This is a genomic window from Streptomyces scabichelini, from assembly GCF_011045015.1.
Lineage (GTDB): Bacteria > Actinomycetota > Actinomycetes > Streptomycetales > Streptomycetaceae > Streptomyces > Streptomyces scabichelini.
Genome location: NZ_JAAKZY010000048.1, coordinates 38,160 through 55,080, shown reverse-complemented (window position 1 = coordinate 55,080; position 16,921 = coordinate 38,160). Strand labels below are relative to the sequence as shown.

Annotated in this window: 16 protein-coding genes; 15 read left to right on the top strand and 1 reads right to left on the bottom strand. The window is 70.7% G+C overall.

Annotated elements, in window-relative coordinates; translation table 11 throughout:
* The 5 genes from G5C60_RS17490 to G5C60_RS17470 all read left to right on the top strand — a co-directional run.
* A partial coding sequence (locus tag G5C60_RS17490) for a shikimate dehydrogenase family protein (protein WP_165260215.1) occupies positions 1 to 1,384 on the top strand: 1,384 nt, incomplete at its 5' end.
* Complete coding sequence (locus tag G5C60_RS17485) at positions 1,381 to 1,827, top strand: hypothetical protein (protein ID WP_165260213.1); 447 nt, start codon at positions 1,381 to 1,383, stop codon at positions 1,825 to 1,827. The genes G5C60_RS17490 and G5C60_RS17485, both read left to right, overlap by 4 nt.
* Positions 1,824 to 2,240 (top strand): hypothetical protein, encoded by a 417-nt coding sequence (locus tag G5C60_RS17480; protein ID WP_165260211.1) that lies wholly within the window; start codon positions 1,824 to 1,826, stop codon positions 2,238 to 2,240. Before G5C60_RS17485 ends, G5C60_RS17480 begins: the two co-directional genes overlap by 4 nt.
* Entirely contained in the window at positions 2,237 to 3,466 is a 1,230-nt protein-coding gene (locus G5C60_RS17475; protein WP_165260209.1) for an acyl-CoA dehydrogenase family protein, read from the top strand. Before G5C60_RS17480 ends, G5C60_RS17475 begins: the two co-directional genes overlap by 4 nt.
* 21 nt (positions 3,467 to 3,487) lie before the next feature.
* On the top strand, positions 3,488 to 4,732 hold the full coding sequence (locus G5C60_RS17470) for a cytochrome P450 (RefSeq protein ID WP_165260207.1): 1,245 nt from the start codon (positions 3,488 to 3,490) through the stop codon (positions 4,730 to 4,732).
* Between the two features lie 42 nt (positions 4,733 to 4,774).
* On the opposite strand, the gene G5C60_RS17465 is transcribed toward G5C60_RS17470, so the two are convergent.
* A complete protein-coding gene (locus G5C60_RS17465; RefSeq protein ID WP_165260205.1) occupies positions 4,775 to 6,697 on the bottom strand; it encodes a Dyp-type peroxidase in 1,923 nt (640 codons plus the stop codon).
* Between the two features lie 449 nt (positions 6,698 to 7,146).
* Between G5C60_RS17465 and G5C60_RS53695 the strand changes: the two genes are divergently transcribed.
* From G5C60_RS53695 to G5C60_RS17415, 10 genes are all read left to right on the top strand, one after another.
* A complete protein-coding gene (locus G5C60_RS53695) occupies positions 7,147 to 8,982 on the top strand; it encodes a galactose oxidase early set domain-containing protein (RefSeq protein WP_338145847.1) in 1,836 nt (611 codons plus the stop codon).
* A 155-nt stretch (positions 8,983 to 9,137) separates the two neighbouring features.
* Complete coding sequence (locus G5C60_RS17455) at positions 9,138 to 9,587, top strand: GNAT family N-acetyltransferase (protein WP_165260201.1); 450 nt, start codon at positions 9,138 to 9,140, stop codon at positions 9,585 to 9,587.
* 100 nt (positions 9,588 to 9,687) lie between these two features.
* A complete protein-coding gene (locus tag G5C60_RS17450) occupies positions 9,688 to 10,497 on the top strand; it encodes a polysaccharide lyase family 7 protein (RefSeq protein WP_165260199.1) in 810 nt (269 codons plus the stop codon).
* Positions 10,498 to 10,583: 86 nt separating this feature from the next.
* Positions 10,584 to 11,129, top strand: a complete 546-nt coding sequence (locus G5C60_RS17445) for an RNA polymerase sigma factor (RefSeq protein ID WP_165260197.1) — start codon at positions 10,584 to 10,586, stop codon at positions 11,127 to 11,129.
* On the top strand, positions 11,126 to 11,956 hold the full coding sequence (locus G5C60_RS17440) for a zf-HC2 domain-containing protein (RefSeq protein ID WP_241266876.1): 831 nt from the start codon (positions 11,126 to 11,128) through the stop codon (positions 11,954 to 11,956). Before G5C60_RS17445 ends, G5C60_RS17440 begins: the two co-directional genes overlap by 4 nt.
* A gap of 125 nt (positions 11,957 to 12,081) precedes the next feature.
* Positions 12,082 to 12,888, top strand: a complete 807-nt coding sequence (locus tag G5C60_RS17435) for an ABC transporter ATP-binding protein (protein ID WP_165260195.1) — start codon at positions 12,082 to 12,084, stop codon at positions 12,886 to 12,888.
* The gene (locus G5C60_RS17430) at positions 12,888 to 14,249 is read left to right on the top strand and encodes a hypothetical protein (RefSeq protein ID WP_165260193.1); all 1,362 of its coding nucleotides are present in this window, start codon (positions 12,888 to 12,890) and stop codon (positions 14,247 to 14,249) included. The genes G5C60_RS17435 and G5C60_RS17430 overlap by 1 nt, the downstream gene beginning before the upstream one ends.
* Entirely contained in the window at positions 14,249 to 14,860 is a 612-nt protein-coding gene (locus G5C60_RS17425) for a hypothetical protein (RefSeq protein WP_165260191.1), read from the top strand. The genes G5C60_RS17430 and G5C60_RS17425 overlap by 1 nt, the downstream gene beginning before the upstream one ends.
* Before the next feature lie 101 nt (positions 14,861 to 14,961).
* Complete coding sequence (locus tag G5C60_RS17420; RefSeq protein ID WP_165260227.1) at positions 14,962 to 15,618, top strand: TOPRIM nucleotidyl transferase/hydrolase domain-containing protein; 657 nt, start codon at positions 14,962 to 14,964, stop codon at positions 15,616 to 15,618.
* Positions 15,619 to 15,732: 114 nt separating this feature from the next.
* Positions 15,733 to 16,902 carry a lactate 2-monooxygenase gene (locus G5C60_RS17415; RefSeq protein WP_165260189.1) on the top strand — a complete coding sequence of 390 codons (1,170 nt, stop codon included), beginning with the start codon at positions 15,733 to 15,735 and terminating at the stop codon, positions 16,900 to 16,902.
* Positions 16,903 to 16,921: the final 19 nt, after the last annotated feature.

The following is a 16,921-nucleotide window of genomic DNA, read 5'->3' as shown; positions in this document are numbered from 1 at the left end:
GGCCCCGGCCGAGCGGGTCACGCGGCTTCTGCGCGCGGCGGACCACTACGACATGGTCGATCTCGAGTGGCCGGGCGATCTGGAGCTGCCGGAACTCCTGGCCGCCGTCCCCGCCGGACGACGGCGCATCTCCTGGCACGGGACGCTCCCGGCCGGTCCGGACACCGACGGCCACGCCGCCCTGCGGGCAGCCTTCGCCTCGCTGCAGGCCGTCCCCGCCGCGCTGTACCTCCTCACGGCCCGCTCCCCGAGTCCGGAGCAGGAGAGCGAAGGAGAGGAAGGGGAGGAAGAAGGAGAGGAAGGGGAGTACGGCACCACGGCGGCACCGCTGCTGCTGGCCGGCCTCCGGCGCTCAGACGTGACCGCGTTCGTGTCCGGTCCCGTCGGCACCTGGACCCGCGTCCTGGCCCCCTGGCTGGGTGCGCCCGTGGTGTTCGGCCGGGTCTCGGCGCCGGGCCCGGACGGAATGCCGAGCGTCGGGCAACTGGTGACGGACTACGGGCTGCCCGAACTCCCGCCGCTGCACGGCCTCTTCGGCATCGTGGGCCGGAACTCCGGGCGTTCGCTGTCGCCGCGCCTGCACAACGCGGCACTGCGCGCGCTGGGCCTGCCCGCGCTCCATCTTCCGTTCCCGGCGCAGGCTCTGACGCCGTTCTGGCGGGCCGCCGTCCGCTTCGGGGAGAAGAGCGGACTGCCGGTGCGGGGACTGACGGTGACCGCCCCTCACAAGGAGACCGCCCTGGAGCTGGCGGACGTGGCGAGCCCGACGGCCCAGGGGTGCGGTGCGGCAAACCTCATGTGGCAGGACGACGGGCTCTGGCGGGCCGACACCACCGACACGGTGGGCGCCCTGCATGCCCTGGCCCGGGCCGGGATCCAGCCGGCGGGCCTTCGGGCGGCGGTCGTCGGATGCGGCGGCGCCGGGCGAGCGGTCGCGCTGGCCCTCCTGATGGCCGGGGCTCGAGTGACCCTCGTCAACCGCGGGCACGCGCGGGGCCAGGACGCCTCACGGCGGATGCGTGTCCCGTACGTACCGCTGTCCGGGTTCAGCGCGGCCGGCTACGGCGTCCTCGTCCAGGCCACCTCGCTGGTGGAACGGCCGCCCTTTCCCGTCGCGACGGCCGACCCCACGGCCGCCGTGCTCGAGATGGCGTACCGGGATCCGCCCACCCCGCTGATGGAGGCCGCGCGCGCCCGCGGGCTGCTGGGCATCGACGGCTGGGAGGTGCTGCTCGTCGAGGTCCAGGAGCAGTTCCGGCTGCTGACGGGGCATCCGATGCCTCCTGCCGTGCCGTTGCGGTCCCTGTGCTCCCGTCAGGGTTTCCCTCAGGACTTCCGTCAGGACATCACGGCGCATCTCTGTGGAAGGGAGAGCACTTCATGACCATCCGCTCGGCGGCCGGTGCGGCACCATCTGCCCGGCCGCTCCCACTCGACCGTCCCGACGTCTCGGCCCTGCTGGGCGACTGGCTCAACACCGACCGGAGAGCGATGTCCAAAGGCCCTCTCCGGCTGACCGTCGCCGCGCGGGGAACGGGCATCGCCGTACGGGTCCTCGGCAGCATCGCGGCCGACGGCCGCTTCGCGGCGGACCGGCAGCCGCCCGACTGGGGCGAGGTACCGGCGGCCGTCTACACCGCGCCCGGCGCGCCATCCGTGGCCTCTTCGTTCTCCGCCGTCTACGAACTCGGCGCGTTCCGCACGGTTCTCTGCGCCTACCACAAGACGGGCATCCTGGTGGCCACCGCCTCCAGCGTCCCCCTCGACGGCGGCGGCCCCGGCACGTGGACCCGGTCGTTCTTCCACCCGGTGGGGGAGGGCGCATGAACGCACCGCACACCGACCTGTCCGACCTGGCCGAACTCACCGGCGGGTGGGTCAACTTCGACACCACCGCCACCGGCATCCGGCTCGTCGACGTCATCGACGACGAGGGCCGACTCGCACTGACCATCGCCGAGGGCGGCCCCGGCGTCCCCGACAGCCACACCGCACTCACCGCCACAGCGCTGCTGGACCCGGACGGCGACGGCCAGGCCGTGGGCTTCCTCGCCGAGGGGCGGCTCGGCTCCCTCGACGCCATCCTCTGCGGCTACCTCAACCGCGGCCTGCTGACCATCGACGTCCACACGTCCCACCCCGACGACCGGCGGACGCCGCCCGTGATGTACCGCGCCCACTACTACCGTCCGGAACACGCCCGGCCGTCCGCATCCCTGGAAGGGGCTCCTCTCCCATGACCGCCGACCCGGTTCTCGCCGAACGCGCCGCCCTCGACAGCGCGGCGAAGCTCGCGGTGGAGACGTTCTCCGCCCGCGCGGAGGACTACGACCGCAGGGCGGCCTTCCCCGCCGAGGACTTCGACGACCTCTTCGCCGCCGGTCTGCTGGCCGCCGCCGTACCGCGCGAGTACGGCGGCCTCGGCTTCGGCCCGCAGCAGCGCAACACGCTGGCCCTGTGGGAGCTGACCACCACCCTGGCCGCAGCAGATCTGTCGCTGGCGCGCTGCTGGGAAGGGCACGCCAACTCCCTGGTGCTCATCGACGCCCTGGGGACACCCGGGCAGAAACAGCGCTGGTTCGCGGGCGTGGTCGAGCGCGGCGAGAAGTGGGTCGCCTGGAGCGGCGAGCCCCGGGCACCCAAGCCCGGGGAGAGCAGCCGTTTCGGCACCACGCTCACCCCCGTCGAGGGGGGCTGGACCGTACGGGGCACCAAGGCGTTCGCCACCAGTGCCACCGGCGCCCAGTGGGCCATCCTGTTCGTCGACCCGGCCGGACCCGGCGGAGCCCGACATGCCCAGCCCGCACAGTCCACACAGTCCGCCCGGAACGGCCGGGCCGCCGGCAGCCAACTGCTGATGCTCGCCTGCGATCTGTCGGAGCCGACCGTCACCGTCGACAGCTCGTGGTGGGACCCGGTGGGCATGCGCGCGACGGTCAGCCACATGGTGCGGTTCGACGACACGTTCATCCCCCGGGACCACCTCATCGGCGCACCCGGCAGTTATCTCACCGGGCACTGGCAGGCCGCGTTCGTCCCCCACTACGCCTCGAGCTTCCTGGGCGCCGCCGAGGCCGCGTACGACTACGGGCTGGCGTACCTCAAGAAGCAGGACAAGGGCGCCGACCCGTACGTACGGCAGCGGGTGGGCAGCATGGCGGTCAATGTGGACACCGCCCGCCTGTGGCTGCGCCATGTCGCCGGGCTGTGGGACGAAGGCAGGGCGGACGAGGCCAGGCTCGCCGGCAGCAAGGCCCGGCATGTCATCGAGCACCTGGCGGAGGAGACCGTCCACCACTGCATCCGTGCCTGCGGGGCCCGCAGTCTGGTCCGCCCGAGCCCGGTGGAGCGGATCCTGCGCGACCTGACCTTCTACCAGCGCCACGACAACGACGACCACATCCTCGCCACCATCGGCCGCGCCGCGCTCGGCGAGGACCACGATCCGTCCTTCCACAAACCCTGAGTCGAGTGAGGAGTGGCTCCGATGCCCGTCCCGAGCCGACCCGTCGCCTTCCCCTTCGACACCCGTGTCCACCCCGAGGTGTTCGAGAGGCTGGCCTGGCTGCGCGAGAACGAACCCGCGACCCGTGTGGTCATCGCCAGCGGACACGAGGTCTGGCTGGTGACCCGGTACGAGGACGTACGGCAGGTGCTCCGCGACCGGCGGTTCGGCGTGACGGCCAACACCGCGCCCGACGCGCCCCGTCTGTTCACGACCCCCTTCCCACCCGGCGTCTCCCTGCTGCGTGACACCGAGCCGCCGGACCACGCCCGGCTGCGCCGGCTGGTCATGCCGGAGTTCAGGGCGCGGCAGGTCCAGCGGTCGCTGTCGGTGATCCAGAAGATCAGCGACGGGCTGCTCGACGCCATGGCCGAGGCCGGCCCGCCCGCCGACCTGGTCGCCGATTTCGCACGCCCCCTGCCCATGGCCGTGATCTGCGCCTGGCTGGGCGTCCCGGCCGAGGACGGTGACCGGATCCTGGCCCTGGTGGACAGGATGAACGGCAAGGGCCCCCTGGAGCGGATCACGGCGGCCCAGCGGGAGATGTGCCACTACCTGGCCGCCCTGATGGACTCCCGGCGCTCGGCACCCGGAGACGATCTGTTCAGTGCCCTGGTCACCGCGCACGACGAGCAGGGCGTACTCTCCGACGCCGAGCTGACCGGAATGGGCATCAGTCTGCTGTTCGCGGGCCACACGGTGGTGACGACCGCCCTGGCCTCCGCCCTGTGGACGCTGCTGCACCGGCCCGCCGACCTCGCGCGGCTGCGGGACGAACCAGCGCTCGCGGAGAGCGCAGTGGAGGAACTGCTGCGCTACCACCTGGTGCTGAGGGACGGTCAGATACGGGTGGCCACCGAGGATGTGGACATCGCCGGGGTCACCGTCCGCGCGGGGGAGTCCGTCGTGGCCTCGCTCAACTCCGCCAACCACGACCCGGAGGTCTTCCCCGACGCCGAGCGCCTCGATCTGGGCCGTGACCCCAATCCGCATGTGGCCTTCGGCCACGGCATCCACCGCTGCCTGGCGTCCCATCTGGCGCGGGCGGAACTACGGATCGGCCTCACGTCACTACTGGCCCGCTTTCCCACGCTGCGCCCTGCGGTCCCTGAAGCGTCCGCGGGCTGGTCGGAACACCAGCGCCTCCAAGTGCTCGCCGCCCTTCCCGTCACCTGGACGGAAGGCGGCGCAGACCGGAGGTCCACGGCCGCCCACCCGCCCTTGTGAGGCGGGTGGGCGGCTGACGGGAGCGACGCACGCGGTGGGGCGTCAGCGGACAGCGGTGTCGGTGTGCCAGATCGCCCGGCCGTGGTGGTAGATCACCACGTTCCCGTCCGTCTGGACGACAAGTTTGGCCTCGGGGTTGCCTGCGGTGCCGGAGGACCAGAGCTTTTTGTCGATCTGGTTGCGCTCCTTCACGGTGCAGACGAAGAGCTCCCCGTCCTGGAACCTGGCCTGGGTCTTGTCGCGGGCGGGGTTGGCGGTGTCCGCGGCCCAGAGCACGTTGTCGCTCTTGTCGACGACCACAAGGTTGCCGTCCTTCTGGAGGAACAGCCTCACCGTGCCCGAGTCGACCCTGTCGCGCTCGGTGTTGTCGAAGCTGTCGACTGTGAACATCGTCGGGCCCAAGACGACCATGTTGGTGTTCATCCGGCCCTCGGCCAGCTGGTCGAGGACCGAGACCGACGGCACGAAGGCGTACACCGCCCCCTCGGTCCGTACGAACTGGGAGAACTTCAGCGCGACCTGCTCGCCGCCCTCAGGACGCTCCCAGCAGACCACGGTCTCCTCGCCCGCCACGGGGTCGGCGCCGGCGGGGAGCGGGCCGGGGTCCACCTTCTCGTGGTGGGGGTCGGGGTTGGGCTTGGGGAACGTCTTGTCGTTCATCCAGTTCCGCTGGATGAACTCGAACTGCCGATACAGGTCGGCCTGGTAGCAGACGAAGACCAGGCCGCGTGGCCCGTCCGGGCCGTTGAGCGCCGAGGCGGCCGGGTCGAACGGCAGGCCGTAGGGAATGCCGCGGCGCATGATCCGGCGGTGGTTGAACTTCGTGTCCGGGTGGAACTTCCCGGGGTTCTTCCTGTCCGGGAAGCCGTCCCGCGGGTTGGTGTTGCGCAGGTGGGACCAGAGCGGGGTGGTCGTCCCGTCGGGGTCGTCCCTGAACGAGATCAGGTTGTCGTTCGACGACTCCGCGTTGTACGACATGTCGGCGTGCGGGCACTTCGCCACGGGGGTTCCGGAGCGCCAGCGTCCGACGACGCGGGCCGCCAGCCACTCGGTCGTGGCCTGCGGGGGCGCGGCCTTCGCCTCCTTCAGCACCTTCAGCTGTTCGGCCACACCGGCCCACCAGCCGGGGACGTCCTGCGCCAGCCGGCGCACCACCTGGAAGGAGCCGTTGTGCGCCCACTCCGGATACGGCAGCGGGTGGGGACGCTCCCGCTCAAGACCTACGACGAACTCGCCGGGGTTGACGAGGATGGTGCCCGGGTGGCCCTTCTCGTACTGCGACTTCTCGGGGTCGGGGTCGGGCTCGTCGAGGTACTTCACGGCCGGCTCGCTGACGCCGTCCTTGAAGCCGAAGTGCTCCCGGCCTCGGCGAGGGCCTTCGAGAGTGGCGCCCTCCTGCTCATAGACGGTGACGATCTTGGCGCGGGCGAGGTCCTGGCGTACGTCGCCGAGGGTGGCCCGCAGCACGTGCGGCTGGTCGGCGGCGAGGGTGAGCACCGCGTGGACACGTCCGTCGCCGAAGTTGCCGAAGAGCCAGTTCTTGGGGGCGTTCGGGCCCGTGTCGCCCAGATCCGCCGCCCGCTTGGCCGGGCCCTGCATGAAGGCTTTCAGCGGGCCGTCCTTGGTGTTGTCGTCGACGCCGGGCAGCGGGTTGTGGCCGGTGAGGAAGGCCAGCCCTTCGAAGGTGAGGCTGAGGCCGTACCACAGCGCGTTCAGGTTCCTCGGGTCGTCGCCGCCTGAGTACGAGCGGGCCCGGGAGAATTCCCTGTTGAATTTCGCCACCTGACCGGTGGTGGCGATGAGAGGTCGCAACTGCTTCAGCCACGTCCGCGCCATTTGCTGGTCCTCGAACCGCAGGAACAGCAGCTGCATATGGTCCTTCTTGAACCCGGCGAGTACGTCGCCCTGGATCTCGGTGTCCTCGCGAAGGAACAAATTGTGTGGATCGGTCGTCGCCGTGGCCATATGTGAGCTTCCTCCGGGGAATTCGGCGGGATGATGTCGGGTCCCCTGTACCCCGTCGGAATGCGCAATAGAAACGGGCCCGCGCCCATCACTCGTGTGGGTGTGATGTTCACCCCGACGAGGGGGCGCAGTTCGGGCGCAGGTCCAGCCACAAGTCCAGCCACCCGCGCCGGTGTTGCGCGCCGTCGCCACCGGCGCGGACGGCGTCCCGTTGTGGGCTGAGAGGGTGACTGTTCGTAAGTGTTTTCGGATGTTAAAACGGCACGTTTTCCGGAAAGAATCGGAGCGCCCCGGTGCATATGCCTGCCACGGGTTCCGGCTGAATTCTTTTTTCTCGCTTCTCCCTTCCCTGTTTTCTTCAGGCAGCTAGGAGACCAATGCCCCCACGAAAGATTTCTGCGGCCTTTCTGGCGTGCGCGCTCGTATCCGCGGTAACCGTCACAACAGGGGTGGCCGCGCCTTCCGCGGACGCGCATGACGGCGCTCAAGAGGCCCAACAGGCCCAACAGGCCCAGCAGAAGGAGACGAGAGCCGACGAGGCCGCCGTCCTGGGCGATGCGCACGCCCGGGAACACGCCGACCTCCGGGCCACGGCCAAGGCGCTGAGCGGGTATCCGCAGGCGACGCGTACGGCCCGGCTGCAGAAGCTGACGGAGTCCCAGGCGGAGACCAACAAGCGGTACGCGCCCAAGGAGTTCGGCCGGTTCGCGGAGTACTTCCCCTCACCGGACTACGGGGACCACATCGCCATGCTGCCCACCGGCAAGGTGCTGCTCTTCTCCTTCGAACCGGTCGAGGACAACCCCCAGAAGGAGACCGCTCCCACCGACGTCATCGGCAAGGAGAACGCGGGCCGCGCGTATCTGTGGGACCCGGCCAAGGGCACGGGACGCGACGCGTTCAAGAACGTTCCCCCGCCGACGGTGGTGATGCCGGACGGCAGGAACGAGGCCCGCCCGGCACCGTTCTTCTGCTCCGGTCACGCGTTCCTGCCCAACGGCATGCTGGGGGTGTTCGGAGGCAACCTCGGCGGCAACGGGGGCAGCGGTGCCAAGCTCTCGCTCGTCTTCGACCCCTGGACCGAGACGTGGCACCGCAACAAGGACATGTCGGTCGGCCGGTGGTATCCCGGCGTCGTGGAGGGCCCCGACGGCCGGCTGCTCATCATGTCGGGCCAGTCGGAGCTCGGCTGGGGCACTCCCACGCCCCTCGTCGAGCGCTTCCCCGCCAAGACGCGCCCGGTGCCGTGGCAGAAGAACGACGTCCCCGAGAACGTACCGGTCGACACGTTCCGTGCGCGGGCGCCCTTCACCAAGGACTACCCGCACCTGTTCACGCTGCGCGACGGCAAGGTCTACGGCCTCGGCCGGATGGTCGACGAGCAGTACGTCTTCGACCTGGACACGGAGAAGCGTACGAAGCTGCCGGACCGGCCCAACATCCCCTGCAAGGACAAGAGGGACAACAACGGCGAGGGCTGCAATCCGGAACGCATCAACGGCTCCGCGGTGGCGCTGCCCAACGGTTTCCGGGGCCCGGACTCGGTGCTGATCCTCGGCGGCAACCGGGATGACGCGAACACCTACGAGCTGGTCGACGGCAAGACCTGGACCAAGCGCGAGCCGCGGGCCTTCGGCCGGTCGAACGACAGCACCCTCATGCTGCCGGACGGCAAGCTGTTCACCGTCAACGGCTCCTTCCACATCCGCAACTACGGCAACGGCATGTACAACCCGAACGCCCTGCCGAAGTACCGCCACACCGAGTCGCGCGAGGAGAACGGCAACTGGAAGCTCGGCCCGGTCCAGCGGCTCCCGCGCGGCTACCACTCCAACGCGGTGCTCATGCCCGACGGGCGGATCCTGGTCACCGGGGACGAGGCCCAGCAGATCGCCAACGACCCGGACATCAGTGACGACATGCACGGCAGCATCGAGATGTTCGAGCCGTGGTACCTGCACGCCGGCAAACGGCCCCAGCTCAACGGGGTCCCGGACGGTCCGCTGCACTACGGCTCCGGCTTCTCGGTACGGACCTCCACGCCGGGGCGCGTCGACAGCGCTGTCCTGGTGGCGCCGACCACCGCCACGCACTCGACGAATCCCAACCAGCGCCATCTCCGGCTGAAGATCAACAGCAGGGACGGCAACAGGCTCGGCCTGCAGACCCCGGCAACGGCGGCCGACGCCCCGCCCGGCTGGTACATGCTGTTCCTGCTGGACGAGCGGGGCGTGCCGAGCATCGCGAAGTGGGTGAAGCTGGAGCCCGCATCGGACCCGTCCTGATCGGACCCGTCCGCGTCGGACAGCGACTGACGGATCACGAAACCCCGGGGGACCCCGCCGTGATGGCTGACGGCGGCGTCCCTCGGCACCGTATTGCTGATGACGACTCATGATTGCGGTTGACGGCTCATGAAGCGTGCGGGTTTGCTGCGTCCGTGACCGATCTTCTTGTCGAACGCGTGGACGGCGACGCGGACTTCCAGCGGCTGAATGACTGGCAGCACGTCCACAACGTGGTCGTGCCTCCGTTCCACCTGTCCCTCCACGCCGTCCGAGAGCGCGCCGGGCGGAACCACATGGAGGTCGCGTACGCCGACGACGTCCTCGTGGGGTGCTCGACCGTCCGTCCGCCCGAGGGCGACGAGGCCGTGGTCACCGTGATCGCGCGGGTGCTCGCCGAGCACCGAAGGCAGGGATTCGGCGAGCAGTTGTACGCGCGCGGCCTTGAGCGGGCGCGGCAGTGGGGCGCCGGGGTGATCGAGACGCTCGTCCTGGAGAGCAACCAGGACGGGCTGCGGTTCGCGTTGAAGCACGGGTTCGTCGAGGTCGAGCGCTATGTGCTGCCGGGGCAGACGATCCCGGAGATCGCACTGCAGTTGTCCTGACGGCACAGCGAAGGGCGGAGGTCCGGGGACCGGTCCCGAGAACGGCGACTACGGTACGCGTCGGCCCGCACCGCACAACCCCCGACAGTGAGGACCCCCCATGCCAAGCACTCGGACCCTCGTACTGGCGGGCATCACCGCGGCTGTTTCGACCGCAGCGCTCACGCTGTCCGCGCAGGCCGACACTTCCGCCCCGGACGAGCGGGCGGCCACTCCCGCCCCGTACGAGCGGGTGGCCGCCCGGTGCGCGTACCCGTCCGAGGTCCTCGACCTGACCAACTGGAAGCTGACCCTGCCCACCGGCGAGGACGAGGACCCCACCGAGATCACACAGCCCGAGCTGGCGACCTTCTCCGCCGAACCGTGGTTCCAGGCCGGCTCCGCCTGCGACGCGGTCCGGTTCCGGGCCGCCGTCAACGGTGTGACGACGGGAGGTTCCAGCTACCCGCGCGCCGAGCTCCGGGAGATGACCGACGACGGCGAGGAGGAGGCCGCCTGGTCCACCACTGAGGGCACCCACACCCTCGTGGTCACCGAGGCGTTCACGGCCCTGCCCGCCGACCGGCCGTGGCTGGTCGGCGCTCAGGTCCACGGCGGGGACGACGACGTCACGGTCTTCCGTCTCGAAGGCAGCAGCCTCTACATAACCGACGGCGACGACCGCCACCACCACCTCGTCACCGACGACTACGAACTGGGCACCGACTTCGAGGCCAGGTTCGTGGCGGAGGACGGGGAGATCGACGTGTACTACAACGGCAAGCTGCAGACCACGATCTCCCACGACGGCGACACCAACTACTTCAAGGCAGGGGCCTACACGCAGGCCAACTGCGACAACGCCGATCCCTGCACCGACAAGAACTACGGCGAGGTCCGCATCTCCGGCCTCGAGGTCACCCACTCCTGACAACAGTGAGCGGCGTCACACTCACTTGGTGAACCTGCGAGGTCGCCCGGCACGACCGCCTTGATGTGTGGAAAAGAACGACCGTCATGGGGCGGTTGGACGAGGAGAGCCTGCTGCGCCGTGTGGCCAGGGGCGACCGGGCGGCGTTCGAGGAGTTCTACCGCCGTACCTCACCGTGGCTCGCGGTGCGGCTGCGCAGACGCTGCGCCGACGAGCAGATCGTGGTCGACGTTCTGCAGGACACCTACCTCGCGGTGTGGCGAGGTGCGGGCGCATTCGCCGGCAGTTCGGCCGGCGGCAGCGCGTTGGGCTGGCTGTGGACCGTGGCCGCCCGACGGCTTGTCGACGCCTTCCGTGCCGAGGGACGGCACCAGACCATCGCCCGGGCCGCCACCGGCACGGCCGACGTGGACACACCCAGCGCCGAAGAGGAGCTGCTGGAGTCGACGCTGTCCGGCGACGTGGGCAACGCGCTCGCCACGCTCGCACCCGAACTGCGCCAGGTCCTTCAGGCGATGGTGCTGGACGGGCTGAGTGTCCGGGAGACGTCGGCGCTGCTCGGCATACCGGAAGGAACGGTCAAGACGCGGGCTCGCCGCGCGAGGCTTGCGATGCGGAAGGCGATGTCATGACCGGTACCACGGGACCACACGTGCAGCGTGACCTGATCACCGCCTATGCCGCGGGGGATGCCACGCTGCCCGCGGATACGGAATGGGCGCTGGAAGCGCACCTGGAGAACTGCGCGCTGTGCAGGCGACGCGTGGCCGAGGCGGTCACGACACACGCGCCCACGGTCAACACGCTGCTGGACCAGGTGTGGGCCGAAGTGGACGCGGCGGCGGTCGACCCGCCCGCACCCGTGCGTTCCCCGCTGCTGCGCGGGGTGCGCCGGTGGGCGCCGCCGTCGCAGCTGCCCTGGCTGCTGATGAGCGTGCTGATGGTTCTCGCCGCGCTCGGGATCGACCTGCTCGTCCAAGGGGGAACCGCGCCCTCGCTGGTGCTGCTGGTCTCCCCTGTGGTGCCGCTGCTCGGGGTCGCGGCCGCGTGGACGCAGCGCCTCGACCCGATGGGCGAGCTGACCGTGACCACACCGCGCGCGGGCCTGCAGTTGGTGTTGCGGCGTACGGCCCTGGTGCTGGTGGTGGTGATTCCAGTGCTGGCCATGGCAGGCGGCGTCGTCGGCGTGTCGCTCGCCCTGTGCCTCCTGCCCTGTCTGGCTTTCACGGTCGGGACGCTCGCGCTGGGCACGGTGATCGGCGTACGGCGGGCGGCGGCGCTCCTGAGCACGGCGTGGGTGCTCGCGGCGATCCTCCCCAGCCTGTTCACCGCTCAGCTGTCCGTGCTGCTGGCGCCGCAGAGCCTGCCCCTTTGGGGACTGGCGGTCACGGTGGCCGCGCTCGCCATCACCGTACGAGCCCGTGCCTTCATGACCTTGCCGGGCGCGGAACTGCCCTGAGCCCGAGCCAACAGACCTGACAACCGAGCCAACAGACCAGACACCGAACCGACAGCCCTGACACCCGACACCAAGCCAACAGACCTGGCACCTGACATCGAACCAACTGACGAACGGGAGACACGATGGTGCGTGCGGTGATCCCCACCGACCTGGCGCCAACCACCTACGCCTGGCACATACAGGCACAGGACCTACGCGTGCGCGCCGGGCGCCGCATGGCAGTCAACGGCCTGGACCTACGGCTGGGCCAGGGCGTGCACGGCCTGCTCGGCCCCAACGGCGCGGGCAAGACGACGCTGATCCGCTCGCTGGCGACAGTGCTGCAACCGGCCGCGGGCGAGCTGGAGTTGCTGGGCCGGCCGATCGGTGGCCGGACCGACCTGCGTGGCCTGCGGAAGAAGATCGGATACCTGCCGCAGGAGTTCGGCTACTACCCGCGGTTCACGCTGCGCGAGTTCGTGGAGTACATGGCCTGGCTCAAGAAGATGGACGCGGCCCAGGTTCCCGGAGCGGTGCAGCGGGCGATCGAGCGGGTCGGACTGGCCGGTCGCGCCGATGACCGGATGAAGACGCTGTCCGGGGGCATGCTGCGCCGCGCCGGCATCGCCCAGGCGATCGTGAACGACCCGGACGTACTGCTGCTCGACGAGCCGACGGTGGGCCTGGACCCGGCGCAGCGCCTGGACTTCCGCACGCTCCTGCGTGATCTCGGCGCGCAGGCATGTGTGCTGGTGTCCACCCATCTGGTCGAGGACGTCGCCGCGTCCTGCACGAATGTGGTGCTCGTCGACGAGGGCCGACTGGTGTTCCAGGGCCCGCCCGACGAGGTGGCCGGCCACGGCGACGCGCAGGACGTTGGGGACAACCCGATCGAGCGCGGCTACACCGCCCTGCTCGCCCGGCACCGCGCACAGCGGGAGGTGGCCTGATGACCACCATGACCACCATGAAAACCACCATGACCACCCGGATCCTGGGCATCGAGCTGCGCCGCTCGTCCGCGGCGGTCATCGGCGCGTTGATCGCCGCGCTCGGCGTGGCCGGGCTGTGGTTACTGGTCCTGTCCGGCCAGGGGGAGCTGTGGGACAGGCAGTGGACGCTGCTCGCCGCCTTTCAGCGGATCATGCTGGTCGTGCTGTGGCCGCTGGCGCTCGGCGGAGGTGCCTGGCAGGCCCGGCGCGACCGTCGGTGCGGCGTCGAGGAGTTGCTCGGCACCACCTCGCTGCCGACCTGGCGACGGATGCTGCCCACCGCCGTCGCCCTGGCGGTCTGCCTGGTCCTCGGCTACGTGGTGACGCTCGCCGCGGGCGCGGTCCGGGTCGTCGGCAGCACCGGGTACCTGCCCGCCGGCTGGCTGCCCATCGCCTCCGTGGGGGCACTGGCCCTGGTCGCCGCCGGGTGGCTGGGCATGGGCCTCGGCCGGCTGATCCCGTCGGCCTACACCCCTCCGGTCCTGGTGGTGGCCGGCTTCATGGTGCTGCTCCTGCCGATCCAGCTGGCCAAGTCGTCGGAGCCCGGTGCCGCCACGCTGCTGGCACCCAACCTGACCAGTGACTTCGATGAGTTCACCACGATCGCCGGCTCGGTGAGCCTGGCGCAGTCCCTGTGGTTCACCGGCCTGGCGGGCAGTGGGCTGCTGCTGGTCCTGGTCGCCCGGCGTCGCGCGGCCATCGTCGCGGGAGTGCCCGCACTGTTCGGCCTCCTACTGGCGATGCCGCTGCTCAACGCGGCGCCGGCGTCCGGCCTGCAGCCCGACCAGGGGGCGTCGGCCGAGGTCTGTACTGACGACGGTGGCCCCAAGGTCTGTGTGACCAAGGCACACGAGCAGGGCCTGAAGAGCCTGACCGGCCCGGCCCGCCGCGCGCTGAAACTGCTGGCGAAGCTGCCGGACGCACCCACCTCGGTGCACGAGGTGACCGGCGACCGGCCAGGCCCGCAGCCCGCCGACCAGGCATGGCTGCACTCCGACTACTACGAGTCCGATCGCGGCTGGGACGCCTACAGCGAGGACGAGCTGGTCGTGAACATCCTCGCCGGAGCGGGCACCCGTCCGTGCGAGCCCGTCGCGTTCGGGCCGAGGGCTGTCGCGGGCGCGTGGCTGTACGGCCGGTATCCGGCGCCCGGCCAGGACCTTCTGCCGGGCGAGGAATCAGCCGAACGGGATGCGGCGTGGCGGACGTTGCGGGCGCTGCCCGCCGAGGAGCAGCTGCGCCGGATCACCGCGGTACGCACGGTGGAGCTGAGTTGCCGGGGCGACGCCGAGGCGGCGCTGACCGGTGGTGCTCGGTGATGCGGCTCCTCACGCTGTACCTGCGGTCGCGTCAGGTACCGGTGGCAGCGGCCGCGGTGACGGCCGGTGTCGCAGTGGTGGCCCTGCTGGGCAACGACTCCGAAGACCCGCTGCAAACGCTCCTGTTCGCCGTGCTCGCCCTCGGACTGGGGCTCGGCGTATTCGGCAACGGGCTCGGTGGTGCCGATCCCGCGCTGGAACGCACGGCGGCGACCCGCTGGGTCTACTGGCGCATGGCGCACGTCGGGGCGATCGCCGCCGCGGTGTTCGCGGTCGCGGTTGCCACGAGCGGCGCACCGACGGGCACGATCCTGCGCGACACGGCCGGCCTCGCCGGCCTCACCGCGCTGGCGGCGGCGCTGTTCGGCCACCAACTCGCCTGGACGCTGCCGACCATGTGGGCAGGAGCGGCGGCGGTCCTTCCCGCCCGTACGGAACCGGAGATCCTGCGTGTGCTCACCTGGCCCGTACAGTCGCCGGACAGCACGTTCACCACTGTGGTCGCCGCCGTTCTGGCCGTCATCGGCCTGACCGCCTACGCCGCCCGCGGCAGCCGCCCGACGTCCCCGGACCACCAGTCGCGACTCCGAACGCCGACACGTTCGCAATGACTTCGTACGCCATCCCCCCGGATCCCCCGGATCGCCTCCGGAAAACGTGCGTGCGTACGGGATTTCGGCCGTGCCAGGATGGTGTGGGGAAGCGAGGTCTCGTGGACGAGTTGAGGCGATTCGGCCGGGCGCTGGCCGAGTGGGCGGCCGGCGGAGCGGGGGCCGGTGCGGCCGCCGAGGTGGCGCGGGAACTGGCCGACGGCGCTGTACGTACGATCGTCCTCGTCGAGGGGGCCAGTGATCAGACAGCGCTCGAAGCGCTGGCCTCGCGCTACGGCCGCGACCTCGGCGCGGAGGGCGTCGCGGTGGTACCGCTCGGAGGCGCGACGAGTATCGGGCGCTTCCTGGACGTGTGCGGTCCTCCGGGGCTCGGCCTTCCGCTGGCCGGTCTGTGCGACATCGGCGAGGAGCGTCACTTCCGGCGCCATCTGGAGCGGGTCGGGCTCGGGTCCGGTCTCACGCGCGCCGGACTGGAGGCCCTCGGGTTCCACGTGTGCGTCGCCGATCTGGAGGACGAGTTGATCCGCGCCATCGGGGCCGAGGGCGTGCAGCAGGTGATCGAGGCCCAGGGCGAGATGCGCCCCTTCCACACCTTCCAGGGCCAGCCGGCACAGCGGGAACGGCCCGTGGAGCACCAGCTGCGACGCTTCATGGGCACGCACAGCGGTCGCAAGGCGCTCTACGCGCGGGCGCTGGTCGCGCACCTGGACCTCGGACACGTTCCACGGCCGCTGGAGCGCCTCCTCACCCACGTCTGACACGTCCGACGCCGTTACCGTGCGAGGGCCGGACACGCCCACGGCCGGCCACTCATACCGGTCAGTATCGTCGGGGAGCGGCACGGGCTCGACGACGAGAGACGGGGCAGACCCATGGCCAAGCACTGGGCGGACTTCCAGTACGAGATCTACCTGAACGGGATGTCGGGCGCCGTACCGCGGCTGCCCACCGATCTGACCCGGCTGGAGGAGCTCACCGAACAGCGGCTCGGCCCCGGCCCGGTCGGCTACGTGGCGGGCAGCGCGGGCGACGGCAGTACGGCCCGTGCCAACCGGGCCGCACTGGAGCGCCGGCGGATCGTGCCGCGCATGCTGCGAGACGTGCACGCCCGCGACCTGTCTGTCGAGGTCCTCGGCCGCTCCCTGCCCGCCCCGGTGGCCCTCGCCCCGGTCGGCGTGCTGTCGATCATGCACCCGGACGCCGAGTCCGGCGCCGCCCGGGCCGCCGCCGCGCAGGGCGTGCCGTACATCCTGTCGTCGGCGTCCAGCACGCCGATGGAGCAGGTCGCGGAGGCGATGGGGGACGCCGAGCGCTGGTTCCAGCTGTACTGGCCGAAGGACCCTGAGGTGGCCCTGAGCTTCCTGCGCCGGGCGAAGGCGGCCGGGTACACCGCGCTCGTCGTCACACTCGACACGCCGCTGCTGTCCTGGCGTCCACGCGATCTCGACCAGGCGTACCTGCCGTTCCTGCGCGGCGTCGGCACCGCCAACTACTTCTCCGACCCGGCGTTCCAGGCGGGACTGGCCAAGCCGGTGCTCGAGGATCCGAACGCGGCCGTCCTGCACTTCGTCGGCATGTTCGCAGATCCCGCCAAGACCTGGCCGGATCTGGCGTTGCTGCGGGAGACCTGGGACGGTCCGATCGTCCTCAAGGGCGTCCTGCACCCGGACGACGCCCGGCTCGCCGCCGACGCCGGCATGGACGGCGTCGTGGTGTCCAACCACGGCGGCCGTCAGGTGGCCGGCTCGATCGCGGCGGCCGACGCGCTGCCACGGGTCGTGGAAGCGGTCGGCGACCGGCTGACCGTGCTGTTCGACAGCGGCATCCGTACCGGCGACGACGTCTTCAAGGCACTCGCGCTCGGCGCGCGGGCGGTGCTCCTGGGACGGCCGTACGTGTACGGCCTCGGACTCGACGGTCAGGCCGGCGTCGAGCACGTGATCCGCTGTCTGCTCGCGGAGTTCGACCTGACCCTCGCCCTGTCCGGACACGCCACACCGACCACGATCGGCACCGCCGACCTGGTTGAGACGGGCGAGTGACTTCGCGGACCTGCTTGGC